This window comes from Actinomadura sp. WAC 06369 (assembly GCF_003947565.1).
Lineage (GTDB): Bacteria > Actinomycetota > Actinomycetes > Streptosporangiales > Streptosporangiaceae > Spirillospora > Spirillospora rifamycini.
Genome location: NZ_QHJN01000088.1, coordinates 1 through 26092, shown reverse-complemented (window position 1 = coordinate 26092; position 26092 = coordinate 1). Strand labels below are relative to the sequence as shown.

Here is a 26092-nt window from a genome sequence, read left to right as displayed (position 1 = left end):
GATCGTATCCACCGGGTGTGAGACGCTGCGGAGCATGGGTGACCCGAACGCGCCTTCGGCGCACGCGCTGAGCGCGGCGCTGGTGGAGGAGGCGGCCAGGAAGTCGGGACTGCTGTGGCTCGACCTCCCGGGACTGCCGCAACCGCGGGCGGCGTGGCACGTCTGGCACGAGGGGTCGGCGTACGTGCTGACGGGCGGCGAGGGCGAGCAGCCGCTCCCCGGCCTGCCCGAGGCCGACCGGGTGACCGTGATCCTGCGCAGCAAGGACAAGGGCGGACGGCTCGTCGCGTTCGTCGCCGCGTGCGAGCACGTCCGCCCCGGCACCGAGCTGTGGGACGACGTCGCGCCCAAGCTCGCGAAGGACCGGCTGAACGCCGCGGCGCACGCGGAGCAGATCGAGCGCTGGGCCACCGGGTCGTGGGTCATCCGGCTGACGCCGACGGGCGAGGAGATCGAGCCGTCCGGCGACTACGCGCACGTCCGCCCGGTGCCGTCCCCGGCGACGACCGCGGGGCCGCCGCCCCGGCTGGCCGGCGCCCGCCGCCGCGCCGCCGACCGCTAGAGCACCAGCTCCCGCCCCTCCGCCACGGCGCCGAGCTTGTCCGGGTTCGACACCATGTGGATGGCCTCCACCCGGCCGTCCTCGTCGAACTCCACGGTCAGCGTGCAGAGCGTCCGGTCCGGCGCGTCGATGACGAGCCCCGGACGGCCGTTGACGTCCGCCCGCCGCAGCCGCATGTCGGCGGGCTCGACGCCCGCGTAGGGCACCTGGGCGATCGCGCCGATGAACCGCGCGACCTTCGCCGCCCCGACGATCGGCCGCATCGCCGCGCGCACCTTGCCGCCGCCGTCCGTCCACATGGCGACGTCGGGGGCGAGGACCTCCATCAGCCGGTTCACGTCGCCGCCCATGACCGCGTCGAGGAACCGGTCGGTGGCGGCGCGGCGCTCCGCGCCGGCGGCCGCGAACCGGGGCCGCCGCGCCTCCACGTGCTTGCGGGCGCGGGCCCCCAGCTGCCGCACCGACGCCTCCGACCGGTCGAGCGCCGCGGCGATCTCCGCGTACGGGTAGCCGAACGCCTCCTTGAGGACGAACACCGCCCGCTCCAGCGGGCTGAGCGTCTCCAGGACGACCAGCAGCGCCAGCGACACCGACTCCGCGAGCTCGGCGTCGTCCGCGACGTCCGGGGCGGTCAGCATCGGCTCGGGCAGCCACGGCCCCACGTACGTCTCGCGCTGCGCCCGCGCGCTCCGCAGCCGGTCGAGCGCGATGTTGGTGGTGATCCGGACGAGGTAGCCGCGCGGATCGCGGACGTCCGACCGGTCGGCGGACGACCAGCGCAGCCAGGCGTCCTGCACGGCGTCCTCGGAGTCGGCGGCCGTGCCCAGCATCCGGTAGGCGACCGCGAACAGCAGACTCCGGTGCTCCTCGAACGTCTCGTCCGCGGCCTGGACCGTTCCGACCATCGCGATCTCCCTTCGTCCGCCCCCATGATGCCCACCGGCCCGCGGGCGGCTCCAGGCGTGGCGTCCGCTATGTGACGGAGATGACGGGCGCGGCCGGATCGTCCGTTCGATCATGGGTAGTGTCCTGGCCATGAGCGCATCTCCGACACGGGTGTTCATCGCCCGGCTCGCCGGAATCGCGGTGTTCGATCCGGTGGGCGATCAGGTCGGCCGGGTCCGCGACGTCGTCGTCGCGCTGCGGCTCGCGCCGCGGCCGCCGCGGGTGCTCGGGCTCGTCGTGGAGGTGCAGCCGCGGCGGCCGGTGTTCCTGCCGATCACCCGCGTCACGGTGATCGAGTCGGACGCGATCATCTTCGACGGCCGGTTGAACATCCGCCGGTTCCGGCAGCGGGAGTCGGAGACGCTCGTCATCGCCGAGATGCTCGACCGGACGGTGCGGTTCTGCGACACCGCGGAACCGGTCTCGGTCGTGGACGTGGCGATGGAGCCGACCCGCACGCGCGACTGGCTGCTGTCGAAGGTGGCGGTGCGGCGGCACACGAAGCGGGGGCTGCGGCGCCGCGGCGAGAGCCTCGTCGTCGACTGGGACGCGGTCGAGGGCTTCTCGGCCGTCGAGCACGGGCAGGGCGCGGCCGGGCTGATCGCGGCGTTCGAGCGGATGAAGCCCGCCGACCTCGCCGGCGTCATCCACGACATGCCGGAGAAGCGCCGCGCGGAGGTCGCCGACGCGCTCGGCGACGAGCGGCTCGCCGACATCCTCGAGGAACTGCCGCAGGACGACCAGATCGAGATCCTCGGGACGCTGCAGGCCGAACGGGCCGCCGACGTCCTGGAGGCGATGGACCCCGACGACGCCGCCGACCTGCTCGGCGAGCTGCCGGACGAGCAGCGGGAGCGGCTGCTCGCGCTGATGGAGCCGCACGAGGCGGCGCCCGTCCGCCGACTGCTGTCCTACGAGGACTACACCGCCGGCGGCCTGATGACGACCGACCCGGTGATCGTCGCGCCGGACGCGACGGTCGCCGAGGCCCTCGCGCTGATCCGCGCGCCCGAGCTGAACCCGGCGCTCGCCGCGCAGGTGTACGTGTGCCGGCCGCCCACCGCCACCCCGACCGGCCGGTACCTCGGCACCGTCCACTTCCAGCGGCTCCTGCGCGAACCGCCCCGCACGCTGGTCAGCGCGGTCGTCGACGCGGAACTCGACCCGCTGCGGCCGGGGATGACGCTGGAGGAGGTCGCGATGCTGCTGGCCGCCTACAACCTGGTCGCCGGCGCCGTGGTGGACGAGAACGGCCACCTGCTCGGCTCGGTGACCATCGACGACGTGCTCGACCATCTGCTGCCCGCGGACTGGCGGGAGGCCGTGATGGACGCGGGCGCGCAGGAGCCGGCCTCGGATCCCGAGGAAGAGGCCCTCCGGGGGAGGACATGACCACGCGCCTGGAGACGACCCGCCTGGACCAGCCGCGGCGCTACCGCCGCAGCCTCGTCCCGCGCCCGCACTACGACCCCGAGTCGTTCGGACGGCTGTCGGAGCGCATCGCGCGTTTCCTCGGCACCGCCCGGTTCCTCGTCTACATGACGGTGTTCATCATCGTGTGGATCGCCTGGAACTGGTTCGGGCCGCCCGAACTGCGCTGGGACCCGTACCCGTTCATCTTCCTGACGCTGATGCTGTCGCTCCAGGCGTCCTACGCGGCGCCGCTGATCCTGCTCGCGCAGAACCGGCAGGACGACCGCGACCGCGTCCAGTACGAGCAGGACCGCGCCCGCACCGAGCGGACGACCGCCGACACCGAGTACCTGACCCGGGAGATCGCGGGCCTGCGGGTGGCGCTGAACGAGGTCGTCACCCGCGACTTCCTGCGCTCGGAGCTCCAGCAGATCCTCAGAGAACTCGAATCCAAAGACCCCGCCCGCTAACCCCGCCCCGGGGAGGGGGCGGGCCCCCGGCCGCAGGCGCCCCGGCGCCGGAGGCCGGGCGGCTATGACGTCCGACACCCGAGTGTTCAGTAAGGCGCCACAGTCCATACCATGGACGCATGGCCTCCGAGTTGACGACCGAGCAGGTGACCGCGGCGCTCGCCACGGTGAACGATCCTGAGATCCGTAAGCCCATCACCGAGCTCGACATGGTCAAGGGCGTCGACATCGCGCCGGACGGCGCGGTGAAGGTCGGCGTGTACCTGACCGTGGCCGGGTGCCCGATGAAGGACACCCTGACCAACAGCGTCACCGAGGCCGTGTCCCGGCTCGACGGCGTCACGTCCGTCCAGGTCGAACTGGACGTCATGAGCGAGGAGCAGCGCAAGGCGCTCCAGACGAAGCTGCGCGGCGGGGAGCCCGCCAAGGAGATCCCGTTCGCCAAGCCGAACTCGCTGACCAAGGTGTACGCGGTCGCGAGCGGCAAGGGCGGCGTCGGCAAGTCGTCGGTGACGGTGAACCTGGCGGCGGCCCTCGCGGCGCAGGGCCGCAAGGTCGGCGTCGTCGACGCCGACATCTACGGCCACTCGATCCCGCGGATGCTGGGCGTGCAGAACCCGCCCACCAAGGTCGAGGACATGATCATGCCGCCGTCGTCGCACGACGTGAAGGTGATCTCGGTGGGGATGTTCACCGCCGGGAACCAGCCGGTCGTGTGGCGCGGGCCGATGCTGCACCGGGCGCTGCAGCAGTTCCTCGCGGACGTCTACTGGGGCGACCTCGACGTCCTGCTGATGGACCTGCCCCCGGGCACCGGCGACATCGCGATCTCGGTGGCGCAGCTGCTGCCGTCCGCGGAGATCCTCGTGGTGACGACGCCGCAGCAGGCGGCCGCCGAGGTCGCCGAGCGGGCGGGCGCGATCGCCGCGCAGACGCACCAGCAGGTCGTCGGCGTGATCGAGAACATGTCGTACCTGGCGTGCGCGCACTGCGGCGAGCGGCAGGACATCTTCGGGTCCGGCGGCGGCCAGACGGTCGCGGACGCGCTGACGCAGACGCTCGGCACCCGGGTGCCGCTGCTCGGCCAGGTGCAGATCGACCCGCGGCTGCGCGAGGGCGGCGACGAGGGCGTCCCGCTGGTGCTGTCCGACCCGGACGCCGGCGCCGCGAAGGAGCTGCGGACGATCGCCGACACGCTGGGCGGCCGCAGCCGCGGCCTCGCGGGGATGTCGCTCGGCATCTCCCCCAAGCGCCGCTGACGCACGACGCGCGAAGGCCCCGTCCCTCCTCGGGACGGGGCCTTCGCGCGTCGGTGCGGCCGCGGGGGCGGCGTCAGGTGGCCTCGTTGTCGAACGGGGGGCGCTCGTCCCGGTCGAGTTCGCCCGCGGCCGTCGCGAAGGACGGCTCGTCGTCGAAGATCTTGCCGTTGGCGGCGGGCCGGTAGTCGTCGTCGTCCTCGAGCAGGTGCTTGCGGACGAACGTCTTGGGGTTCAGGTCGGCGATGTCGAAGTCCTTGAACTCCGGGCCGAGCCCTTCCTGCAGGTCGTTGCGCGCCGAGTTCGCCATCTGGCGCACCTGCCGCAGCATCCGCCCCGCCTGCCCGGCGACCTGGGGCAGCCTGTCTCCGAAGATGACCAAAGCGAGGACGACGAGCACCGCCATCTCACCGAGTCCGACGTCGAACAAACCGTCCTCCACACGCCATGCCCAGGGGGACCGCCCCGCGCGGGACGGTCCCCCCAGCGTATCCCCAGCCCGGATGAACCGGACCTGAACATCCCCCCGGACGCTACGACGAGGCGGCCAGCGTCACCGTGACGGTGCTCTCGCGGCCGTCCCGCTCGTACGTCACCTTGACCTGGTCGCCGGGGGCGCGGCTGCGGATCTGCGCGATCAGGTCGGTGGCGTCCTGGATCGGCCGCCCGTCGACCTTGGTGATGACGTCGCCGGGCTTGATGCCCGCCTTGTCGGCCGGGCCGTTCGGGGTGACCGGCTGCTGGCCCTGGACCGGCTCGGGCAGGATCCGCGCGCCGCCCTGCTGGTAGCGCGGGTCGGGCAGGACGCCGAGCAGCGCCTGGCGGACCCGGCCGTTCGCGATGATCTCCTCGGCGATCCGCTTGCCCTGGTTGATCGGGATCGCGAAGCCGAGGCCGATGTTGCCGCCCTGCTGCTCGCCGCCCATCGTCTGGCCGCCGACGGTCGCGATCGCGGTGTTGATGCCGATCACGCGGCCCTTCATGTCGACCAGCGGGCCGCCCGAGTTGCCGGGGTTGATGGCCGCGTCGGTCTGGATGGCGTTGAGGTAGGACGACTCGCCGCCGCCCTCGTCGCCGATCGGCACCGCGCGGTTGAGGGACGAGACGATGCCGGTGGTGACCGAGCCCTGCAGGCCGAGCGGCGAGCCGATCGCGATCACCGGGTCGCCGACGGCGAGGGCCGCGGAGTCGCCGAGCTGGAGCGCCTTGAGCTCGTGGTCGCCCTCCGGCTTGATCACCGCGATGTCGGTGCCGGGGTCGGTGCCCTTGATCGTGGCGGGCAGCGTCTTCTTGTCGTTGAACACGACCTCGATGCGCCCGCCGGAGCCGCCGCCCGACACGACGTGGTTGTTGGTGATGATGTAGCCGCCCTCGACGATGAAGCCGGTGCCGCCGACCTCGCCCTGCGCGGACTGCACGCGGATCATCACGACGCTGGGCAGGACCCGGCTCGCGACGCCCGCCACCGAGTCCGGCGGCCGGTTCGGCGCGGCGCCGCCGGAGGAGGAGCCGCTGCCGCCGCCGAGGCTGACCGCGCCGTCGTCCCCGTCGGTCGCGATGACGCCGACGCCGGCGCCGACCGCGCCCGCCACCAGCGCCACGATCAGCGCGATGACGGCGAGCAGCCCGAGGCCGGGGCCGGTGCGGGACGAGGGCGGCGGTGCGGGCACCGGCGCCCAGTTCGGCGGGCCGCCGAACCCGGCGGCCTGCGGGCCGCCGGGCGGCGGGCCCATCGGCGCGGGCGGCGGGCCGCCGACCGGTCCGCCGGGGGGCGGGCCGGGCTGCCCGTGCTGCTGCGACGCCCAGCCGCCGGGCCCGTACATGCCGCCCGGCGCGGGCGGCGCCTGGTCGTAGGGGACGAACCCGGGGCGGGGGCGCCCGTCGGGGCCGTCCGGTGCGGGCGGCGGGTCGAGCGGCGCCGGCGGCGGCTGGTCGGGCGGCGCGTGCTTCTCGAGCGACGGCGGCGGGGGCACGTTCCGGGCGGAGCCCTCCTGGAGCGGGACCTCCTGCGGGCCGGGCACCCCGGCGTCCTGCGCCGGGATGTCCTCGGCGGTCTCGCCGAACGGGCCGTCCGGCGGCGCGAAGCCGCTCTGCGCGCCGCCCGCGACCAGGCGGTCGCCGTCGGAGGCCCCGGCCGGATCCGGCCGTTCCGCCGGGTCGGCGGCGAACGGCTCGGCGTCGTCGCCGGGCTCCTCCCCGCGCCGGCCGGCCGCGGCCGCGCCGGCCGCCGCGCCGGACGCGTCGTCGCCCGGGCCGGCGGGGAACTCCTGGTCGGTCACCGTCTCGGGAGGAGCCGCCGCCTCCTGCCGTCCCGGGTCTCCCGCGGGGACGGCGTCATCGTCCTCCGTGGAAGCCCGGAACGGCCCGCGGTTGTCTTCCGTCATCCCCATCTCTCCTACCGAGCATGGTCCTCGTCATCCGTGCTCATGCTGCCCCGTGAGGCATGTGGCGAGCGTAAACCGCGCGCTGCGCCGAGCGGCGCCGCCCGTCCGGTGCCCCCAAGGCTATCCATCGATCGCGCCGGCCCCGGACCGGCGGTCGCGCCGGGGCTCCCGGCGGGGGTCAGTCGAAGGGGTTGACGGCGCTCGCGAGCCGGCGGGCGCCGCGCCCGACCCGCGCCCACGCGGAGTCGGACCCGCCGGGGAGTTCGCGGGCGACGGTCTCGGCGGTGGCGGCCGGGCCGTCGGTCAGCACGGTGTAGACGAACCCGTCGCCGGCGGAGACCGCCCAGCGGCGCAGCTGAGCGCGCTGGAAGACGGTGCGGCCGCGGCTGCGGCTCTTCCGCCAGCCGCGCATGCGGCTCTCGTCGAGGGCGCCGCGCTGCACGAACACCGACACGGCGGCGAGGCCGTCGGAGTAGCCGAGGTGGAGGGCGCCGCCGCTGCGGCGGACGTCGTGCAGGGTGAGGCCGCCGGGCAGCAGGGCGGGGATCGGCCAGCCCGCGGCGCGCAGGTCGTCGAGGGCGTCGTCGGCGACGGGATCCCCGGCGCCGGCGCCGTCGCCGTCGTCGTCGGTGGCCGCGGGTTCCCGCGTGGCCTCGCCGATGCTGCTGCCGCGGCGGCTGAGCGGGCGCGCCGCGGTGTCCGTCCCGCCGGAGGTCCCGGTGCCGGCGTCGCCGGACGGCGCGGTGCCGGCGGACGGGTCGCGGACGGTGAAGCTGATCTCGGTGAAGCCGGTGGAGACGACGGCCCGCCCGGACGCGTCGACGAGTTCGCGGTGCAGCATCAGGCCGGTCTCGGCGTCGAGCCAGAAGCGTCCGGCGACGGTGCCGTCGGCGCGGCGGGCCTCGACGACGCGGGCGGTGCGGCCGCACCGGGCGCCGTCCTCGGCCCGCACGACCGTGTAGTTGCGGGTGAGGAGTTCGAGGGTCTCGGAGGTGAACCCGGTGGTCTCGCCCGCGGTCGACTCGGGGCGGTAGCCGGACGTGCCGGACGCCGACGTGTAGCGGATGCCCTCGCCGGGCCGGTGCACGACCGTCACGCGGGACGTCGCCGCGCGGTCGCGGGACCGGGTCGTCAGGATCCGCAGGCCCTCGTAGGGGACGCGGCGGGCGGCGTCGGCGGCGGCGCGCAGCAGGCCGACGGCGGCCGGGTCGCTGCGGACGCGGCGGGCCGACACCGGGTCGCCGGTGAGGGCGACGACCAGCGCGAGCGCCCCCGCGATCCCGCCCGTGACGACGGCGCGGCGCCGCCGGCGCGCCGCGCTGGACGCGGCGGTCACGGCCCCGCGGGGACCGGGACGGACGCGACCGGGGACGCGATCGGCCCGGCGCCCGGAGCGGGGCCGCCGGAGGCGTCCGCGCCCGGTGCCGCGCCGGCCGACGGCGTCGGGCCGGTCCGGCCGAGCGGCCGCGGGTCGGTGCCGGTGGTGACCGGCGCGTCTCCGGAGGTCATCGCGTGCTCGATCGCGAACCGGTCGAACTCGGGGGTGACCGCGGGCCCGGACCGGCCGCCGCCCGCCGCGTACGAGGCGGTGCCGAGGCCGAGGACGAGGGTCGCCGCGCCCATCGCCAGCAAGCGGCGGCGGGGGTGGGCGAGGGCGGCGCCGTGCCCGGCGGGACGCGTGTCGCGCGGGGCCGCGAACGCCGCCGCGCGGACCGGACGGGACGGACGGGACGGGCGGCCGGATGATCGGCGCGGACGCGCGGAGCGTCCCCGCGCCGCGGCGGGCTCGCCGTGCGGGCCGGGCTCGCCGGGCCGTCCGGGGAACGCGAACCGGTCCGGAGCCCCGGACGGACGGGACGGATCGTGCGGATCGAGCGGGCGGGGCGAGGTCACGGAAGGGTCGTCCGGCTCGCCGGGCGCGGGCGCGCCCAGGGCGCGGAGCCGGGTGAGGAAGTCGTCGCTCGGGAGGTCGTCGGCGCCGGGCTCGGGGGCTCCCCCGAGCCCGCGCAGGCGCCCCTTGAGGCTGCGCAGGGTGGCGGCCTCCGCCCGGCAGCGGCCGCACACCGCGAGATGGGCGTGGGCCCGCTCGCGCTCGTCGTGGCCCAGCTCACCGTCGACCAGGGCGGTCAGACGTTCCCCCAGACAACTCACGCGGCTCCCTCGTCGTTCTTTCAGGTCGTGCGCGGCGCGCCTCCGCGCGCCGGTTCGTTTACGCGTCCTCCGGCCGGTACTCCGCCGCGGTGGCGCCCCCGTGCGCCCCCGTGTCCGGCGCGGCCGCGGCGGCGCCCGCCGCGGACGCCCCCGCGTGCGCGGCGGCGTCGCCCGCCGGGGCGGACGCCTCGGCGCCCGTCCCGACGCCCGTCCCGGCGCCGGCCCCGATGTCGACCGCGGCGGCGACCGGGAACCGCTCGTTCCTGGTGCCGGGCCTGCGGCGGGTCGGCGCCCGGTGGTCGAGCGCCTCGCGGAGCTGCGCGCGGCCCCGGTGGATCCGGCTGCGGACGGTGCCGAGCTTCACCCCGAGGGTGGCGGAGATCTCCTCGTAGGACAGGCCCTCGATGTCGCAGAGCACGACGGCGGCGCGGTACTCGGGCGCGAGGGCGTCGAGGGCGGCCTGGACGTCGGCGTCGAAGTTGGTGTCGTCGTACACCTGCGCCGGGGTCGGCTCGCGGCCCTGGATGCGCTCGGCGGCGTCGTCGGCGAGGCCCTCGAACCGGATCCGCTGCTTGCGCCGCGCCTGGTCGAGGAACAGGTTCGTGGTGATGCGGTGCAGCCAGCCCTCGAACGTGCCGGGCGTGTAGTTCGCCAGGGACCGGAACACGCGGACGAAGACCTCCTGCGTGAGGTCTTCGGCGTCGTGCTGGTTGCCGGTCAGCCGGTAGGCGAGCCGGTACACGCGGCCGGAGTGCTCGCGGACGACCTCGTCCCAGGACGGCGGCGCCCACTCGGCCTCGGGGGCGTTCTCTCGGGTGCGGGCGGCGCTGTTGAGCCCCTGCCTGGCGCCGACGCCCACAGCGCTTCGGAAACTGAGTGCTGCGACTCCCATGGTGCCGGGCTGTTCCTCTCTGATGTCACCCAAGACGTCGTCTTGGAACGGCACGCTCTCGCCGGGGCTGGGGCGGCTGTGCGCCGGTTCGACGGCTGATCTCCCGTCCATCAGGGTGGACGCTTTCGCTGGTTACAACGCGCTGAAACGCCAGTTGGTTCCCTGTCAGCGATATGGTCTTTCCAGCATGAGCCAGGCGGGGGTCCCGCGAGGAGGCAGCCATCGACGCCATTCAGGCCACCCTGGCCTACGTGGAGGATTTCCACCCCGAGGACGAGCCGCTCCGGGACGCCCGGCGGCGCGGGGAGGAGGTCGGCGCGCAGCCGATCGGTGCCGCCGGCGGTGCGGCGCTGCGCTTCCTGGCGACCCTGATCGGCGCCCGGAACGTCGTCGAGGTCGGTTCCGGCTGCGGCGTGTCCGGCGTCTACCTGATGCGCGGGATGCCGCCGGACGCGGTGCTGACGAGCGTGGACATCGAGCCCGAGAACCAGCGGCTGGCGAAGCAGGCGTACCGGGAGGCGGGGCTCGGCGCGTTCCGCACCCGCATGATCAGCGGCCCGGCGCTGGAGGTGCTGCCGCGGCTCACCGACGGCGGCTACGACATGGTGTTCTGCGACGCGGTGAAGCAGGAGTACCCCGACTACCTGACGGCGGCGCTGCGGCTGCTGCGGCCGGGCGGCGTCGTCGCGTTCGACAACGCGCTGTGGCACCACCGGGTGGCCGACGCGCAGGTCCGCGACCCCGTCACGGAGGCGATCCGGGACGTGCACCGGTCGATCGCCGACGACGAGCGGCTCGTGCCGCTGCTGCTGCCGGTGGGCGACGGCCTGCTCTGCGCCGTCAAGCGCGGCTGACCGCCGTGGACGGCACGGACGCCGGGCCCGGCCCCCGGAGCGAGACCGCACCCCCCGCCGAGACCGCCGCGGACGTGTTCGCCGTCCGCGACCGGATCGGGTGGCGGGGCGTGTGGCGGGCGCTGGCGCTGCTGATCCTGTTCCTCGCGTCGGTGGGCTTCGCCTCCGGCGGGGTGGTGCGCGGCCTCGGCCTCGGGAGCGCGGTGTTCGTCGTGCTCGGCGCCGCCGGGGTCGTCCTGTTCGGGTGGGGGCTGCTGGTGGCGGTCGGGGAGCTGGCCGCGCGGCGCCCCGTCCTGGAGTTCGACGCGGAGGGCGTGCGGCGCCCGGCGCGCTGGCCGCTGCCGAAGCGGGCCGCGCGGACCCTGCCGTGGGACGACGTCGCGGCGATGGCGGCGATCCGGCGCGGGGTGACGGGGGCGCGCGGCGGCGTCCGCGACCACCTGGTGTTCCTGCCGACGCCGGAGCTGGCGGAGCTCGCGCGGACGGCCGAGCGCCCGGCGCTCGTGGCGCTGACGCTGCGGGACGTCCCGGAGACGGCCGCCGCGGAACCGTGGGCGTTCCCGGTGGAGCCGGGCTGGGACGCGTCCCTGCCCGAGGTCGTCAAGCAGGCGCGGCGCCGCCGGAAGGTCCCGGTGATCGACCGCCGCGCGAAGTGACGCGGCGGCCGACCGGCCCGGAGGGCGTCAGGACAGCCACTCCAGCAGCAGCCGGGTGCCGTACCCGGTGGCGCCGCGGGTGATCTCGGCGTCGTCGGACGCCGCGCGGCCGGGGCCCGCGATGTCGAGGTGGGCCCACGGGCGGTCGCCCGCGAACTCCCGCAGGAACAGCGCCGCGGTGATCGCGCCGCCGCCGTAGCCGCCGCGCCCGAGGTTGGCGACGTCGGCGACGTCGGAGTCGATCGCGGCGCGGTACTCGTCGACGAGCGGGAGCCGCCACAGCGGTTCGCCGGCGGCGTCCCCGGCGGCGGTGAGGGCCGCGGCGAGCGCGTCGTCCGACGCGAACAGGGCCCCGTGCCGGAGCCCGAGCGCGACCTTCGCGGCGCCGGTGAGGGTCGCGACGTCGACGACGGCGTCGGCGTCCAGTTCGGCGGCGGCGTAGGCGAGCGCGTCGGCGAGGACGAGCCGGCCCTCGGCGTCGGTGTTGAGGACCTCGGACGTCCGGCCGCCGAAGTGGGTGATCACGTCGCCGGGGCGCATGGCCGACCCCGACGGCATGTTCTCGGCGGCGGCGACGAGGCCGGTGACGCGGGCGCGGACGCCGAGGGCGCGCAGCGCGCTCATGGCGGCGATGACGGTGCCGCCGCCCGCCATGTCGGTCTTCATCGTCTTCATGCCCTCGTTGGGCTTGAGCTGCAGGCCGCCGGTGTCGAACGTGATGCCCTTGCCGACGAGGACGACGTGCCGCTCGGGCGTCCCGTCCGGGACGTAGGTCAGCTCGATCAGCCGGGGCGGCCGGACCGACCCGGCGCCGACCGCGAGGAGGCCGCCGAACCCGCCGTCGGCCAGCTCCTTCTCGTCCCGGACCCGGACGCCGAGCCCGGCGTCCGCCGCGACGCGCTCGGCCCGCGCGGCGAGCCAGGAGGGGTCCTTCTCGGCGGACGGGGTGTTGGCGAGGTCGCGGGCGAGCGCGGTGGCGCGGGCCCGCGCGGTGCCGCGCTCCAGGGCGGCCGCCCCGGCCTCGGGACCGGCCTCGGTCAGCACCACCAGCTCCCCGAGGGGCGCGGGGCCGGACGGGGCGCCGGCCGCGAACCGGTAGGCGGCGAGCAGCGCGCCCTCCGCGAACGCCGCGAGGTCGCCGTCCGGGACGCCCGCGACCAGCGCGGACCGTCCCCGGCCGCGGCGGGCCAGCGCGGCGCCGGCGCGGCGCAGGTCGGCCGGGCGCGCCTCGCCCACCCCGTACAGCAGCAGCTCGCACACGCGGCCGTCCAGGGGCACGTGGGCGGTCACGATCTCGCCCGGCTCGCCCTTGGCGCGGTGCAGGGCCAGCAGCTCGTCGAGGCCGAACGGGAGGAGCCCGGCGATCTCCGCGGCGGGCGCGACCGGGCCGTCCGGGCCGGAGCGGACGGGGACCGCCGCGGCCTCCGCCCCGAGTTCGGCGGCCGTCCCGGAGACGGTGCCGCCCGCTCCGCGGACACGGGTTTCGATGGGCATGACGGCGGTTCCCCCCTGTGGTGACGCGACCCTGCGGTGGCGCGGATCTGTGCGGTGCGACGTGCGAGACGGCGGGCTGCCGCTGCGCGGAAACGGCGAAGGCCCCGGCGGCGTCGCCGGGACCGTCGCCGGCGAGCCGGGTGCGGCGGGGGCGTCAGCCCACGACGTCTTTCAGGGCCTCGCCGAGGTCCTTGGCCTCGTCAGCGGAGAGCTCGACAACAAGGCGGCCGCCGCCTTCGAGCGGGACCCGCATGACGATTCCGCGCCCCTCCTTGGTCACTTCGAGCGGACCGTCACCCGTCCGCGGCTTCATAGCCGCCATGCGTGTATCCCCTTCCTGCGTAGGGCCGCGACCTCGCTCAGCCCGGGCTCAGCGGTGGCCGCACGGCCGCCAGTCGCAACAAGCGTCATCAGTAGTGGTCCATTATCTCGTCTTCTGGGCGCGAAGTGGTAACGATCAGCCAGCGGATCGCGCCCGCCGCAGGTCCGGGGCCTTTTTCGGGGAAGGACCCGAAGGTTGCGGGAACGCCGCCGGGACGGCCTCGCGGGCGGGATCGGCCCTTGCCCGCGACGTCCGGTTCGTCGATGGTTGCCGGAGAAGATCTACGAAAGAGCTGGAGGGCGCCGAATGTCCGACACCGTGCTGTACGACGTGACCGATGCCGTCGCGACGATCACGCTGAACCGCCCCGACGGGATGAACTCGCTGACGTCGGAGATGAAGGACGCCCTGCGCGGGGCCGTCGAGCGCGCGGCGTCCGACGGCACGGCCCGCGCGGTGATCCTGACCGGCGCCGGGCGGGCGTTCTGCGCGGGGCAGGACCTGCGCGAGCACGCCGACAACCTCGCCGCCGGGCGGGACCTGAACGACACGGTCCGCAAGCAGTACAACCCGATCGTGCTCGGCATCGCGACCATGGGCAAGCCGGTCGTGGCGGCGGTGAACGGCGTCGCGGCGGGCGCGGGCGCCTCCCTGGCGCTGGCGTGCGACCTGGTCGTCGCGTCCGACAAGGCCCGGTTCGCGACCGCGTTCACCGGGATCGGCCTCGGCCCCGACAGCGGCATGTCGTGGACGCTGCCGCGGCTCGTCGGCCGCGCCAAGGCCGCCGAGCTGCTGCTGCTCGGCGAGCCCCTGAAGGCCCCCGAGGCCCTCGAACTGGGCCTGGTCAACCGGGTGGTCCCGGCGGACGGGCTCGCACCCGCGGCCGTCGAGCTGGCCCGCCGCCTCGCCGCCGGCCCGACCGCCGCGTACGCCGCGGTCAAGGCGGCGCTCGACCACGCGGCGACGCACGACCTGGCGTCCGCCCTCGCGAAGGAGGCCGACCTGCAGGACGAGGCCGTCCGGACGTCCGACCACCGCAACGCCACCGAGGCGTTCCTGAGGAAGGAGCAGCCGACGTTCGAGGGCCGGTAGCCCTGGTAGCCCCGGCCGCCCGGGTCAGCCGCCGTCGCGCAGGTACGCGAGGACGGCGCGGACGCGGCGGTGGTCGTCGGACGTCTGGTGCAGGTCGAGCTTCCCGAAGATCGACCCGACGTGCTTGACCACCGCCGCCTCGCCGACCACCAGGGCGCGGGCGATCGCGCCGTTGGAGCGCCCCTCCGCCATCAGCGCCAGCACCTCCCGCTCGCGCGCGGTGAGGCGCTCCAGCGGCGAGCGGTCCCGCCGCCGCGCGAGCAGCCGCCGCACCACCTCCGGGTCGATCACGGTGCCGCCCGCGGCGACCCGGTCGAGGGCGCCGACGAACTCGGCGACCTCCCCGACCCGGTCCTTCAGCAGGTAGCCGACCGCCCCGCCCGTCTGCAGGAGGTCGGCGGCGTAGGACTGCTCGACGTACTGCGACAGGACCAGGACCGGCAGGTCGGGGGTCGCGGCGCGCAGCGCCAGCGCCGCGCGCAGCCCCTCGTCGCGGAAGCCGGGCGGCATCCGGACGTCCGTCACCACGACGTCCGGGGCGTGCTCGGCGACCGCGGCGGCCAGCGCGGGCGCGTCGCCGACGGCGGCGGCGACCTCGTGCCCGAACCGGCCGAGGATCTGGCCGAGGCCCTCGCGCAGCAGCACCGAGTCCTCGGCGATCACGACTCGCATGGGAACTCCACCCGAAGGATCGTAGGCCCGCCCGGCGGGCTCGACAGCCGCACCGTCCCGTCGTACACGGCGACGCGGTCGGCGAGCCCCTGCAGGCCGCTGCCCCCGCCGTCCGCGCGGGCCGCCGCGCCGCCCGTCCCGTCGTCGCGCACCTCGACGCGCAGCGCCTTCCCGGTCCGCCGCACGGTCACCCGGGCGCGGCTCGCCCCGCTGTGCTTGGCGACGTTCGCGAGCGCCTCGGCGACGACGAAGTACGCGGACGACTCGATCGCCTCCGGCGGCCGTCCGGGCAGCTCGACGTCCACCTCGACCGGGACGGCCGACCGTTCGGCGAGCGACTCCACCGCGGCCCGCAGGCCCCGGTCGGTCAGCACGGACGGGTGGATGCCGCGCACGAGGTCGCGCAGCTCCGCGAGCGCCGCCCGCGCCTCGTCCTGCGCCTTCGCCGCCCACTCCCCGCCGCCGTCGAGCTTCGCCAGGCCCAGCGTCATGATCAGGCCGGTGAGGCGCTGCTGGGCGCCGTCGTGCAGGTCCCGCTCGATGCGCCGCCGCTCGGCCTCGAACGCGTCCGCCATCCGGGCCCGGGACGCCCGGACGGCCACGAGCTCCTCCTCGACCGGGCGGACGAGCAGCGCCCGGTCGAGCGCGGCCCGCGCGGCCGCCGCGACCGTCATCGCGTAGAAGCCGAGGAGGACCATCAGGCCCCCGAACACGGCCACCGGCCACGCCTCGGCGCGGGTGTCGACCGTCCCGGCCGGGCCGTACATGAGGTGGTCGCCGTGCCCGACGAGCATCGGCGCGCCCGCCTGCACGACGCCGCCCACGAACAGCACGACGGGCCCCGTCACGGCCGCGACCGACAGCAGGCCGGCCAGCACCGCGTGCCCCAGCTCCCGCCACGTCGCCGCCTCCCGCAGCCGGAACCGCGCCCAGGGGCCGAGCCCCGCCTCGCCCGGGTCGCGGTGCGGGGACGGCGCCGGGCGCGCGTCCAGCAGCCGCAGCCGCCGCCGGTCCACCGCGCCGAGCCCGATCGCCGACAGCGGCACGCACAGCAGCAGGACGATCCCGATCCCGACGGGGGCCAGGAGCACCCCGACCACCACCAGCACGTTCGCCAGCAGCATCCACAGGATCCCGGTCACCAGGCCGCTCAGCAGGTAGGCGAGCGACCGCCACGGCCACGACGACAGCAGGAAGCGCAGCGGGTTCCCCGCCATGGCCCGCCACGGACTTCGCATGCTCAGACCGTAAGCCGTCGGAGCGCCTGGTACGCACGGTCCCAGCTCCACTCGTCCCGCACCCGCGCCCGCCCCTTCTCCCCCATCGCCCCCGGACGGACGAGCAGGTCGACGAGCCGCTCGGCGATCTCGTCGACCGACGCGGGATCCACCACGTAGCCCGTCTCGCCGTGCCGGACGGTCTCCGGCGCGCCGCCCGAGTCGCCCGCGAGCACCGGCAGGCCGGCCGCGGCCGCCTCCAGGAACACGATGCCGAGGCCCTCGGTCTCCAGCCCGAGCCGCCGCGACCGGCACGGCATCGCGAACGCGTCGGCCGCGGCGTAGAACGGCGGCAGCTCCGCGTGCGGGACCGGCCCGGCGAACACCACGCCGTCCCCCGCCGCGCGCCGCAGCCGGGCCTCGCGGGGCCCGCCCCCGACGACCAGCAGCGTCGCGCCCGGCACCGCCCGCCGCACCCGCGGCATCGCCCGGATCAGCCGGTCCTGCCCCTTGCGGGCGACGAGCCGGGACACGCTGAGCACGACCGGGCGGCCGCCGAGCCCGAACCGGCGGCGCACGGCCGCCCCGTCCGCGTCCGGGCGGAACACGTCGGCGTCGACGCCGGGCGCGAGCCGTTCGAGCCGCGCGTCCGGGCCGAGCGCGGGGGCGATCCGGCGGCGCGTGTACTCGGTGAGGTAGGTGACGACGTCGGCGCGCTCGCCGATCCCGCGCAGGGCGCCGCGCGCGCCCGGCACCGCGGCCCACCACACCTCGTGCCCGTGCGTCGTCGCGACGGACGGCACGCCCAGCCGTCCGGCGAGCAGCCCGAGCGGCGCCGCCGCCCCGAACCACACCCGGTCGCACCCGTGGACGCCGATCAGCCGGCGGGCCGTCCGGGCCGTGCGGGCCGTGGGCAGCAGCGTCCGCGCCCGGTCCCGCACCACCGGGAACGGGAGCCGGCGGTCGAACTCCGCGGCGCCCGGCTCGGCCGACGTGTACACGACGACCTCGTCCGGCGGGAACCGGCGCGCCACCTCGAACACGAACGTCTCGATGCCGCCGCGCCGGGGCGGGAAGTCGTTGGTGATGATCAGGCGGCGAGCCACAGCTCGTCCTCCTTCCGCACGCGGGGCCGCGCGGCGATCCGCGCCCACAGCACGAGCACCACCGGGTACACGAGGTAGCCCCACCGGGACGCGGGCATCAGCGCCGCCGCCAGCGCGAGCCCGGCCGCCGCCCGCAGCGCCGCCGCCCGCACGTCCGCCGGGGGCCGCACCGCCAGCGACACCGCCATGGCCGCCGCCGCGAGGACGAGCGCCGCGACCGCCGCCGCGTGCCCGTACGTCCCGAGGTCGGCGAGGAGCCGTCCGGGCAGCGGGCTCCCGGCGGGCGAGCCCGTCTCCGCCAGCCCCAACGGGAACCGCACCGCGTTCTCGACGAACCCCCGCGGGTCGGCGAGCGCCGGACCGGCGACGCCGGCAGCGAGGACCGCCCCGGCCGCCGCGGCGAACCGGCGTCCGCCCGCCCGGCGGTGGACGAGCAGGACCAGGCACACGGCGAGCACCGGCCACGCGGTCGGCTTCATCGCCCCCGCGAGCCCCAGCACGGCCCCGGCGGCCGCCGGGTTCCCCCGCGCCGCCAGCGCGAGCCCGAGGCACGCCAGGCCGAGCACCGGCAGGTCGTCCCCGCCGACCGCGAGGGGCAGCGCCGCCGGCGGGGACGCCGCGAGCACCGCGAGCGGCCCGAGGGCCGCCCGTCCGCGCAGCAGCAGCGCGCTCGCGGCGAGCAGCGCGACGAACGCGGCGGCGAACACCGCGCGGGCGTCCAGCCCGGTCAGCGCGGACGGCAGCCCGAGCACCGCCATCGCGGGCAGGTACGGGTTGTACGCCTCGTAGCCCTCGCCGGGCGCGGGGACCCGGTAGGGCGTGCCGTGGTCGAGGAGGTGCGCGGCCGACCGCTCGACGACGCCGACCTCCGGCTGCGCCTGCCCCGTCCCCGCCAGCACCACCAGCGGCACGACCACCGCCGCCGCGAACACGCCCCCCGCGACGCCCGCCGTGCGGGTGCGGAGGCGCGGGGTGGCGGAGAGCAGGGCCGCGAGGGCGTAGGCCGGGGCGGCCAGGACGCCCCAGACGCGGTGCGGGGCGAGGTCGGTGACGGCCGCCGTCGCGGCGGCGAACGCCGCGCAGAGGCCGTAGAGGGCGGGGGTCCCGAGGTGCGCTTTCACGCGTTCCAGGCAATCGCGGCGCGGCCCGCGGATCATTGGCGCCAGCCGACGGAACGGAGGTAGGGCCAGGTCTACCTCGGGGCTCCACCTGGGCGGAGCGGGGGGTAACCCCACCACGGGTCCGGGAGTGCGCGCCAGTGCGCCGGAGGGCCCCCGGCGCTTGACTCGGAGGCATGACGCAGACATCCGACGCGCCGCCCACCACGGACGCGGCCGTGGCGAACGACCTTGTCAAGCGGTACGGGACGGGCGACGGCGCGGTGACGGCGCTGCGCGGGGTCTCGGCGGCGTTCCCGCGCGGCCGGTTCACCGCGATCATGGGGCCGTCCGGGTCGGGGAAGTCGACGTTCCTGCACTGCCTCGCGGGGCTCGACACCGCGACGTCGGGGTCGGTGCGGATCGGCGGCGTGGAGATCACGGAGCTGTCGCGGACGAAGCTGACGAAGCTGCGGCGGGACCGGCTCGGGTTCGTGTTCCAGTCGTTCAACCTGCTGCCGATGCTGACGGCGGAGGAGAACATCCGGCTCACCGGGCGGCTCGGCGGCCGGCGGGCCGACCCCGCGTGGTTCGACACCATCGTGGACGCGCTGGGCCTGCGGGGGCGCCTGGGGCACCGGCCGAGCGAGATGTCGGGCGGGCAGCAGCAGCGGGTCGCGGTGGCGCGGGCGCTGCTGACCCGTCCGGACGTCCTGTTCGCGGACGAGCCGACGGGCAACCTCGACTCCCGTTCGGGCGGCGAGGTGCTCGGGTTCCTGCGGGCGGCGGTCGACGACTACGGGCAGACGGTGATCATGGTGACGCACGATCCGGCGGCGGCCGCGCACGCGGACCGGGTGCTGTTCCTCGCGGACGGCCGGATCGTGCGGGAGCTGGCGGACCCGACGATCGACGGCGTGCACGCGGTGATGCGCCGGATGGAGGGCTGACCGCCATGTGGCTCCTCGCGCGGCGCTCGTTCGCCGAAGGGTGGGGGCGGCTGGTCGCGACGCTGCTCGCGGGCGTGTTCGCGATCGGGCTGATCGCCGGGTCGCTGCAGTTCGGGCTGCGCGCGCAGGCGGCGGTGTCGAGCGGCGACGCCAGCGAGTTCGCCCGGACGGACGTGCTGGTGCAGGCGGGCGGGAACGACCCGGGCGACCTGTACGGGACGCCGGACGGGCGGATCCCGCTCGGCGCGGTCGCGGGCCGTCCGGGGGTCGCGGCGGCGGCCGGGGACGCGCGGGTGCCGGTCACCGTGAGCGGGCGGGACGGGAAGCCGGTGCTCCCGCCCGCCGGCGCGGGCACGACGCTGCGCCCGTGGGTCGCGGAGCCGTCGCTGAACGCGTACCGGCTGGAGTCGGGGCGGGCGCCCGCGCGGGACGGGGAGGTCGCGGTCACCCGGCACGTCGCGCTGGCCGGGAAGGTCGGCACCGGCGACGCGCTCCCGGTGCTGCTGCCGGACCGGGTCGCCGAGATGACGGTCGTCGGGATCGTCACCGTGCAGGGCCGCGACGCGGTCGCGGCCGGCGACCTGGTGCTGGCGCCGCCGGAGACGGTGCGGCGCGCGGCCGGGCTGGAGCCGGGCGTGTGGCAGACCGTCTGGGTGGACGCCGCGCCGGGGGTCCCGGTCGGCGAGCTGCGGGGGCGGCTGGCCCGCGACCTGAAGGGCGACGCGACCGTCCGGACGGCGGAGGACGTGCGGGACGCGCATTCGGCGGCCCTGCGGTCGACCGGGGCGTCGGTGGGCGGCGCGATCGGGATGCTCGCGTCGGTGGCGGTGTTCGTGGGCCTGTTCGTGGTGGCGAACACGTTCGGCGCGCTCGTCCGGCAGCGGACGCCGCGGCTGGCGCTGCTCGGCGCGATCGGCGCCACCCCGCGGCAGCTGAAGCGGCTCATCCGGCTGGAGGCGCTGGCGGTCGGCGCCGTCGCGTCGCTGGGCGGGCTGCTCGTCGGCTACCCGGTGTCGGCGCTGCTGACCCGGCTGTTCGCCGCGGACGGCTTCGACATCGCCGCCGCGGACGCCCAGTTCGGCTGGGTCGCGCTGGCGGTGCCCGTCGCGGCCGGGCTGCTGGTCACCCAGCTCGCGGCGGGGCGGGCGGCGCGGCGGGCCGCCGCGGTGTCGCCGATGCGGGCGCTGCGGGCGGCGAGCACCGGGGCCGAGGGCCGCCGGTGGCCGCGGCTCGCGGGCGCCCTCGCCGTGTTCGCCTGCGCGTGGATGTTCTTCGGTCCCGCGATCGCCGTGCAGTACGAGGAGCCGCCCGGCATGGAGCGGACGATGGGCACCGCGGTCCTCGTGCTGTTCGGCTGCATGACGACCGTGGCGGCGCTCGCCGTCCTCGCGCCGTTCTTCGTCGGCCCGCTCGGCGGGCTCGTCGGGCGGGCGGGGACGGTCGTGAGCGGGGAGGCGGGGCGGCTCGCGCGCGCCACGATCACCCGCAGCCCGCGCCGGGTGTCGTCCGCGGCGTCGTCGCTCATGCTCGGCGTCGCGCTGGTCGGCGCCACCGCGCTGCTCGCGCTGTCGGTGCACGACCGGTTCGGGGAGGCCGGCCGGGAGGTGCTGCGGGCCGACCACGCGATCGCGGCGACCGGCGCGGCGACCGGCGGCGGGGGCGCGCTGCCCCGCGATGTCGCCGGACGCGTCGCGGACGTCCCGGGCGTGACGTCCGCGACGGCCCTGACGATGGCCGACGCGGCGATCGTCGGCGCGTCGGACAGCGCCATGCCGTACCTCATGGTGACGGGCGCGGACCAGCGGGACCTGCGCGCGACGCTCGACCTCGGCGGGAGCCTGCGGCCGCTCGGCCCCGGCGAGATCGGGCTGTCCTCGGCGGTCATGGAGGCGCACGGCCTGGCCGCGGGCGACCGGCTGGTGCTGCGGGGCGACCGGGGGCGGGTGGCGCTGACGGTCGCGGGCGCCTACCACGACCCGTCGCACCTGTTCGCCGACCAGGCCCTCGTGGCGCCCGCGACCATGGAGCGGCTCGCCCCCGGCGCGGCGGCGCGGGCGGTGCTGGTGCGCGGCGGCGACCGGGCGGCGCTGGCCCGCGCCGTCGCGGACGTCCCGGGCGCGGAGGTCCTCGACCGGGACGCCTACCTCGACGCGACCGTCGACGGGATGACCAACGGGCTGACGGTCATGTACGGGTTCATCGGCATGGCGCTCGTCCTCGCGCTGTTCGGGACGGCCACGACCGTGTCGATGAGCGTCGGCGAGCGCACCCGCGAGTTCGGGCTGCTCGGCGCCGTCGGCGCGACGGAGCCGCAGATCCGCACGATCGTCCGGTGGGAGGCCGCCACGGTCGTCCTGCTCGGGAGCCTGCTGGGGCTCGGGGCCGCGCTCGGCACGACGGTCGCGCTGCACGCGGTGACGGGCAGCTCGTTCCTGCGCCCGATGGCGCCCTGGTGGCTGCTCGCCCTGATCGTCGCGGGCGCCGCCGCGGTGACGGCGGCGACGTCCGCGCTGCCGGCGCGGCGGGCGTCCGGCGTCCCCGTCCTGACCGCGGCCAAGGCCGAGTGACCCGGCGGGCGGCGACGGCGGCTCAGTGGTGTGCGCCGCGGCGGTGGCAGCCGATCAGGTGGTCGTCGACCAGGCCGCACGCCTGCATGAGGGCGTAGGCGGTGGTGGGCCCGACGAACCGGAACCCGTGCCGCTTCAGCTCCTTCGCGAGCGCCTTCGAGCCGTCGGTGAAGGCGGGCACGTCGGCGGTGTCGGCGCGCGCGGGGGCGTCGGGGTCGGCGTGGCGCCACGCGGTCGCGGCGAGCCCGCCGGGCAGGTCGAGCGCGGCGCGGGCGTTGCCGATCGCCGCCTCGATCTTCGCCCGGTTCCGGACGATCGACGCGTCCGCGAGCAGCCGCTCCACGTCGTCCGTCCCGAAGGCGGCGACCTTCTCGGGGTCGAAGCCGCAGAACGCGGCCCGGAACCCCTCGCGCTTGCGCAGGATCGTCAGCCACGACAGCCCCGACTGGAACGCCTCTAGGCACAGCCGCTCGTAGAGGCCCTGGTCGTCGCGGACGGGACGGCCCCACTCCTCGTCGTGGTACGCGAGGTAGTCGGGCGGGCCGGCGCCCCACGGGCAGCGGGCCAGTCCGTCGGCACCGGTGATCACGGTCGTCACGGCCGCTCGTCCTCCTCCTCGGTGTCGCCCGCCGTCCGGTCGTCGCGCGGCTCGCCGGCGTCCGGGGACACGTCGCCGGACGGGGACACGTCGCCGGACGGGGACACGTCGCCGGACGGGGGGACGTCGCCGGACGGGAGGGCGTTCGGGCCGGTGCTCTCGCGCAGCCCGTACAGGGCGCCGACCGACTCGCCGCCGCCGAGCCGCAGCTCGGCGTTCTCCCGCCGCAGCGCGTCGATCTCGGCGTCGCGGTCGGCCAGCGCGCGGGCGAGGCGCCGCACGGCCTCGTCGGTCAGGTCGGGCTGGTAGCCCCACAGGGTGCGCGGCAGCCGCAGGTACGCCACGTCGGCCTGGGTGACGGGCCACCCCTCCGCGCCGAGCGTGAGCCGCGGATGGTCGGGGTGCGCCGCCGCGAGCTCCCCGCCCCGGCCCATGGCGAGCAGGACGACGGCGCCCAGCACGGCGACGGCCGCCAGCCCGAGGACGACGAACACGATCATGCTCCGATCAGTCTACGCGGCGGGGCCGCCGGAACCGTCCGGCCGCCGGGGGCGCGCGGTCGTCCCCCGAGGAGATCGTGCCACGCTTGGGGGCATGGGGAAGCATGAGCCGGTGACGCTGCTGGAACCGGACGAGCGGGTGCCGGACGGGATCGTGGACGCGGGCACCGCGCCCCCGGCGGGCCGGGTCGCGGACCTGGCCGCCGCCGGGGAGAGGGTGCTGGTCGCGCTGGAGACGGACGCGCGGGAGCCCGATCCCGGGCTGCTGGCCGCGGCGTCCGTCTACGCGTGGGCGGGGGCGCGGGCGCTGCGCGTCCCCGCGTCGCAGGCCGCCGCCGTGCGCGACGTCCTGGACATGGTGGCCTCCATCCGGGGGGAGCGGCCCCCGGCGGAGACCCGGCGCGGGCTGGCCTGAGTCAGCCGCGGATCTTGTTCCACGGGCCGGTGATGGCGAACGTCACGCCGGGGCCGCTCTGCCGGTTGGCGTACAGGGTGCGGCCGTCGGGCGAGAACGTCACGCCGCAGAACTCGCTGTCGTTGGCGGCGTTGCGGGCGAACGCGAAGGGCTTGTTGTCCTTCGTGGTGCCGACGAGGTGCTGCGTGCCGTCGCCGTCCTCGGCGATGATCACGCCGCCGCCGTAGGGCGAGACGGTGATGTTGTCGGGACCGTCGAACCGCGAGTCGTTGCGGAAGATGAGCTGGAGCTCGAACTCGTTGGTCTTCGGGTCGTAGGTCCAGACCTGGCCCTTGTGGTCGCGGGCGGCGCCGTCGGACTTGTTGGCGAAGCTGGCCACGAACCACGCCTTGCCGTGCCCCCACCAGCAGCCCTCGAGCTTCTGCGTGCGGGTGATCTCGTCGCCGAACTGCTCGCGGATCGAGGTCTGCTTGGCGTACTTGTCCGGGACGGCCTTCCACCGGGCGTGCAGCTTCGTGCCGGGCTCGTCGATGAGCGCCAGGTCCGGGACGTCCCGGATGTAGCCGACCTCGAGGCGGCCGCCCTGCATGTACGCGTGGTAGTCGCCGCGGTGGGCGCGGGGGCGGAACCGGTAGAACATGCCGAACGGGCCGGACGCGTCCTCGGTGAGGTACGCGGTGAGGGTGTGCGGGTCGACGCAGACGGCCTCGTGCGCGAAGCGGCCCATCTCCTTCAGCGGCTCCGGCCTGGTGCGGCGGCCGTACGGGTCGACCTCGAACACCCAGCCGTGGCTCTTGCTCTCGCCGCCGAAGCCCTCGGTCTCCTCGCAGGTCAGCCAGGTGCCCCACGGGGTGACGCCGCCCGCGCAGTTCGTGGACGTCCCGGCGAGGCTGACGTACTGCGACCGCAGCTCGTCGCCGTTCTTCAGCAGCATCGTGGTGGTGCCGCCGAACGCCTCCGGGTCGTACACCAGCTCGTCCGGGGCGACCGCCTTGACGCCGCTCGCGGTCTGCTCGTGGTTGCGGACCACCAGCAGCTCGTTGCTCTTGCCGGTCGGGAACGTTCCCATGGCGTCGTGCCGGCCGGGGACCCGGACGCCGTCCGAGATGACGTCGCCCTCGACCGACAGCTCCTTGTACGAGAAGCCCCGGGGGAGGTCGAGGACGCCCTTGGGGTCGGGCACGAGCGGGCCGTAGCCGTAGGCTTCGCCGGCGCCGGTGTCGGCGACCGCGGAGGTCTGGAAGATGGCGTCGAGGCTGCCGGCCATCGCGAGGGACATCGCGCCGACGGCGCCGCCCTTCATCACTCCACGACGGGTGACGGACATGAACGCTCCTAAGTGAGGGATCGCGTGAGGGGATCACGCGGGAGCTTTCTCCGCCATGCTTAATCGGAAGTGAACGAACGGGCGCGGATCGGGAAACCCCCAGGACACAGTTGATCCTTTGACGACGTCAGGGCCGCCCGGACGCCGGCAGCTCACCGAGCGTCACCTTCGCCTCCCGCTCCGTCCCGTCCGGTTTGCGGATCTTCACGGTGACGTTCTGCCCCGGTCTCAGGTTCGCGAGCACCGTCGTCAGCGCCGTCTGGTCCGGCGTCGGCGTCCCGTTCACGGCGAGGATCAGGTCCCCCGCCGCGATCCCCGACCCGGCGGCGCCGCCGCCCTCCAGCACCTCGACGACCGCGACCGCCGACTCCCGCCCGCTCTCCGGGTCCACGATCGTCCGGACGACGACGCCGAGCGCCGCCCGTCCCGAGTCCGTCACCTCGCCGCTCCGGATGAGCTGCGGGACGATCCGCCGCACGGTGCCGCTCGGCGTCGCGAACCCGATCCCGTTCGCGGCGCCGCCGATGGACGGGTCGGACGCCGCGGCGGTCGGCACGCCGATCACCTCGCCGGTCAGCGTGACGAGCGCCCCGCCGCTGTTGCCGGGGTTGATCGGCGCGCTCGTCTGGATCGCGTCGGCGATGGTCGAGCCCTCGAAGTCGCCCTCGCCCTGCGTCGACACCGTCCGGTGCAGCGCCGACACGATCCCGCTCGTCACGCTCCCGGCGAGCCCGAGGGGATTGCCCATGGCGAGGACGATCTGCCCCACCCGCGCCTTGCTCGAGTCGGCCCACGTCGCGGGCTTGAGGGACGCGCCGTCCACCTTGACGACGGCGAGGTCGTCCGGCGGGAACGCCCCCACGAGCCGCGCGTCCAGCCGCGCGCCGCCGGACGCGGCCGTCACCCGGATGCGCCGCGCGCCCGCGACGACGTGCGCGTTCGTGACGATGTGCCCCCGGCCGTCGAACACGACCCCGGAGCCCTCGCCCCGATCGGTCTCGATCTTCACGACCGAGGGCAGGACGGCGTCGACGATCCGCTGGTACTGCTGCTCCAGGTTCACCGCCGCGCCCGTCGCCGGGACGGGCGCGGCGGTGAACCTGGAGCAGCAGTACCAGCGGATCGTCGACGCCGTCCTGCCCTCGGTCGTGA

25 protein-coding genes and 1 pseudogene are annotated in these 26092 nt (G+C 76.0%); 10 read left to right on the top strand and 16 right to left on the bottom strand.

What is annotated here, in order from left to right:
• Positions 1-34 precede the first annotated feature (34 nt).
• Complete coding sequence (locus tag DMH08_RS23130) at positions 35-562, top strand: hypothetical protein (RefSeq protein WP_026401312.1); 528 nt, start codon at positions 35-37, stop codon at positions 560-562.
• On the opposite strand, the gene DMH08_RS23125 is transcribed toward DMH08_RS23130, so the two are convergent.
• Positions 559-1467: an RNA polymerase sigma-70 factor gene (locus DMH08_RS23125; RefSeq protein ID WP_026401313.1), complete on the bottom strand. Its 909-nt coding sequence runs from the start codon at positions 1465-1467 to the stop codon at positions 559-561. The genes DMH08_RS23130 and DMH08_RS23125 overlap by 4 nt on opposite strands.
• A gap of 130 nt (positions 1468-1597) precedes the next feature.
• On the opposite strand from DMH08_RS23125, the gene DMH08_RS23120 reads away from it, so the two are divergent.
• The 3 genes from DMH08_RS23120 to DMH08_RS23110 all read left to right on the top strand — a co-directional run bounded on the left by DMH08_RS23120 (position 1598) and on the right by DMH08_RS23110 (position 4649).
• Entirely contained in the window at positions 1598-2899 is a 1302-nt protein-coding gene (locus DMH08_RS23120) for a magnesium transporter MgtE N-terminal domain-containing protein (protein ID WP_026401314.1), read from the top strand.
• Positions 2896-3390 carry a DUF1003 domain-containing protein gene (locus tag DMH08_RS23115; protein ID WP_125617664.1) on the top strand — a complete coding sequence of 165 codons (495 nt, stop codon included), beginning with the start codon at positions 2896-2898 and terminating at the stop codon, positions 3388-3390. Before DMH08_RS23120 ends, DMH08_RS23115 begins: the two co-directional genes overlap by 4 nt.
• 119 nt (positions 3391-3509) lie before the next feature.
• Entirely contained in the window at positions 3510-4649 is a 1140-nt protein-coding gene (locus DMH08_RS23110; RefSeq protein WP_125617662.1) for an Mrp/NBP35 family ATP-binding protein, read from the top strand.
• A gap of 73 nt (positions 4650-4722) precedes the next feature.
• Here the strand turns inward: DMH08_RS23110 and DMH08_RS23105 are convergent, their stop codons facing one another.
• From DMH08_RS23105 to sigE, 5 genes and pseudogenes are all read right to left on the bottom strand, one after another.
• Positions 4723-5076 carry a sec-independent translocase gene (locus tag DMH08_RS23105; RefSeq protein WP_026401317.1) on the bottom strand — a complete coding sequence of 118 codons (354 nt, stop codon included), beginning with the start codon at positions 5074-5076 and terminating at the stop codon, positions 4723-4725.
• 103 nt (positions 5077-5179) lie between these two features.
• Positions 5180-7030, bottom strand: coding sequence for a trypsin-like peptidase domain-containing protein (locus DMH08_RS23100; protein WP_125617660.1), 1851 nt, complete (start codon positions 7028-7030; stop codon positions 5180-5182).
• A gap of 178 nt (positions 7031-7208) precedes the next feature.
• Entirely contained in the window at positions 7209-8366 is a 1158-nt protein-coding gene (locus DMH08_RS23095; protein WP_125617658.1) for a sigma-E factor regulatory protein RseB domain-containing protein, read from the bottom strand.
• The gene (locus DMH08_RS23090) at positions 8363-9181 is read right to left on the bottom strand and encodes an anti-sigma factor family protein (RefSeq protein ID WP_125617656.1); all 819 of its coding nucleotides are present in this window, start codon (positions 9179-9181) and stop codon (positions 8363-8365) included. Before DMH08_RS23090 ends, DMH08_RS23095 begins: the two co-directional genes overlap by 4 nt.
• A gap of 280 nt (positions 9182-9461) precedes the next feature.
• Positions 9462-10073, bottom strand: a pseudogene (sigE, locus tag DMH08_RS23085) (RNA polymerase sigma factor SigE); the annotation flags it as partial.
• Positions 10074-10324: 251 nt separating this feature from the next.
• Here sigE and DMH08_RS23080 point away from each other — a divergent pair.
• Both DMH08_RS23080 and DMH08_RS23075 read left to right on the top strand, forming a co-directional pair.
• Complete coding sequence (locus DMH08_RS23080; RefSeq protein WP_051300340.1) at positions 10325-10927, top strand: O-methyltransferase; 603 nt, start codon at positions 10325-10327, stop codon at positions 10925-10927.
• A gap of 5 nt (positions 10928-10932) precedes the next feature.
• Positions 10933-11583: a hypothetical protein gene (locus tag DMH08_RS23075; RefSeq protein ID WP_233617754.1), complete on the top strand. Its 651-nt coding sequence runs from the start codon at positions 10933-10935 to the stop codon at positions 11581-11583.
• A 27-nt stretch (positions 11584-11610) separates the two neighbouring features.
• Here DMH08_RS23075 and DMH08_RS23070 read toward each other — a convergent pair whose 3' ends face one another.
• Positions 11611-13077 (bottom strand): leucyl aminopeptidase, encoded by a 1467-nt coding sequence (locus DMH08_RS23070; RefSeq protein ID WP_026401321.1) that lies wholly within the window; start codon positions 13075-13077, stop codon positions 11611-11613.
• Between the two features lie 154 nt (positions 13078-13231).
• Positions 13232-13399, bottom strand: coding sequence for a DUF3117 domain-containing protein (locus tag DMH08_RS23065; protein ID WP_075898952.1), 168 nt, complete (start codon positions 13397-13399; stop codon positions 13232-13234).
• 306 nt (positions 13400-13705) lie between these two features.
• Between DMH08_RS23065 and DMH08_RS23060 the strand changes: the two genes are divergently transcribed.
• Positions 13706-14491, top strand: coding sequence for an enoyl-CoA hydratase-related protein (locus DMH08_RS23060; protein ID WP_026401322.1), 786 nt, complete (start codon positions 13706-13708; stop codon positions 14489-14491).
• A gap of 24 nt (positions 14492-14515) precedes the next feature.
• Here DMH08_RS23060 and DMH08_RS23055 read toward each other — a convergent pair whose 3' ends face one another.
• From DMH08_RS23055 to DMH08_RS23040, 4 genes are read right to left on the bottom strand one after another with little or no spacing between them, the layout of a single operon-like run.
• The gene (locus DMH08_RS23055; RefSeq protein ID WP_199747957.1) at positions 14516-15163 is read right to left on the bottom strand and encodes a response regulator; all 648 of its coding nucleotides are present in this window, start codon (positions 15161-15163) and stop codon (positions 14516-14518) included.
• Positions 15151-16401: a sensor histidine kinase gene (locus DMH08_RS23050; protein WP_199747956.1), complete on the bottom strand. Its 1251-nt coding sequence runs from the start codon at positions 16399-16401 to the stop codon at positions 15151-15153. Before DMH08_RS23050 ends, DMH08_RS23055 begins: the two co-directional genes overlap by 13 nt.
• A gap of 2 nt (positions 16402-16403) precedes the next feature.
• A complete protein-coding gene (locus DMH08_RS23045) occupies positions 16404-17486 on the bottom strand; it encodes a glycosyltransferase family 4 protein (RefSeq protein ID WP_125617654.1) in 1083 nt (360 codons plus the stop codon).
• Positions 17471-18607: a glycosyltransferase 87 family protein gene (locus DMH08_RS23040; protein WP_199747955.1), complete on the bottom strand. Its 1137-nt coding sequence runs from the start codon at positions 18605-18607 to the stop codon at positions 17471-17473. Before DMH08_RS23040 ends, DMH08_RS23045 begins: the two co-directional genes overlap by 16 nt.
• 173 nt (positions 18608-18780) lie before the next feature.
• Here DMH08_RS23040 and DMH08_RS23035 point away from each other — a divergent pair, with 173 nt between their 5' ends.
• Positions 18781-19533 carry an ABC transporter ATP-binding protein gene (locus DMH08_RS23035; RefSeq protein WP_026401326.1) on the top strand — a complete coding sequence of 251 codons (753 nt, stop codon included), beginning with the start codon at positions 18781-18783 and terminating at the stop codon, positions 19531-19533.
• A 5-nt stretch (positions 19534-19538) separates the two neighbouring features.
• Positions 19539-22100, top strand: a complete 2562-nt coding sequence (locus tag DMH08_RS23030) for an FtsX-like permease family protein (RefSeq protein ID WP_125617650.1) — start codon at positions 19539-19541, stop codon at positions 22098-22100.
• 22 nt (positions 22101-22122) lie between these two features.
• On the opposite strand, the gene DMH08_RS23025 is transcribed toward DMH08_RS23030, so the two are convergent.
• Positions 22123-22698 carry a DNA-3-methyladenine glycosylase I gene (locus tag DMH08_RS23025; protein WP_125617648.1) on the bottom strand — a complete coding sequence of 192 codons (576 nt, stop codon included), beginning with the start codon at positions 22696-22698 and terminating at the stop codon, positions 22123-22125.
• Positions 22695-23198 carry a hypothetical protein gene (locus tag DMH08_RS23020; protein WP_125617646.1) on the bottom strand — a complete coding sequence of 168 codons (504 nt, stop codon included), beginning with the start codon at positions 23196-23198 and terminating at the stop codon, positions 22695-22697. The genes DMH08_RS23025 and DMH08_RS23020 overlap by 4 nt, the downstream gene beginning before the upstream one ends.
• 94 nt (positions 23199-23292) lie before the next feature.
• Between DMH08_RS23020 and DMH08_RS23015 the strand changes: the two genes are divergently transcribed.
• Complete coding sequence (locus DMH08_RS23015; RefSeq protein ID WP_026401329.1) at positions 23293-23613, top strand: hypothetical protein; 321 nt, start codon at positions 23293-23295, stop codon at positions 23611-23613.
• A gap of 1 nt (position 23614) precedes the next feature.
• Here the strand turns inward: DMH08_RS23015 and DMH08_RS23010 are convergent, their stop codons facing one another.
• The gene (locus DMH08_RS23010; protein ID WP_125617644.1) at positions 23615-24940 is read right to left on the bottom strand and encodes an alkaline phosphatase PhoX; all 1326 of its coding nucleotides are present in this window, start codon (positions 24938-24940) and stop codon (positions 23615-23617) included.
• 127 nt (positions 24941-25067) lie between these two features.
• Positions 25068-26092, bottom strand: a 1025-nt coding sequence (locus DMH08_RS23005) for a S1C family serine protease (protein ID WP_233617753.1), incomplete at its 5' end; no start/stop codon positions are given.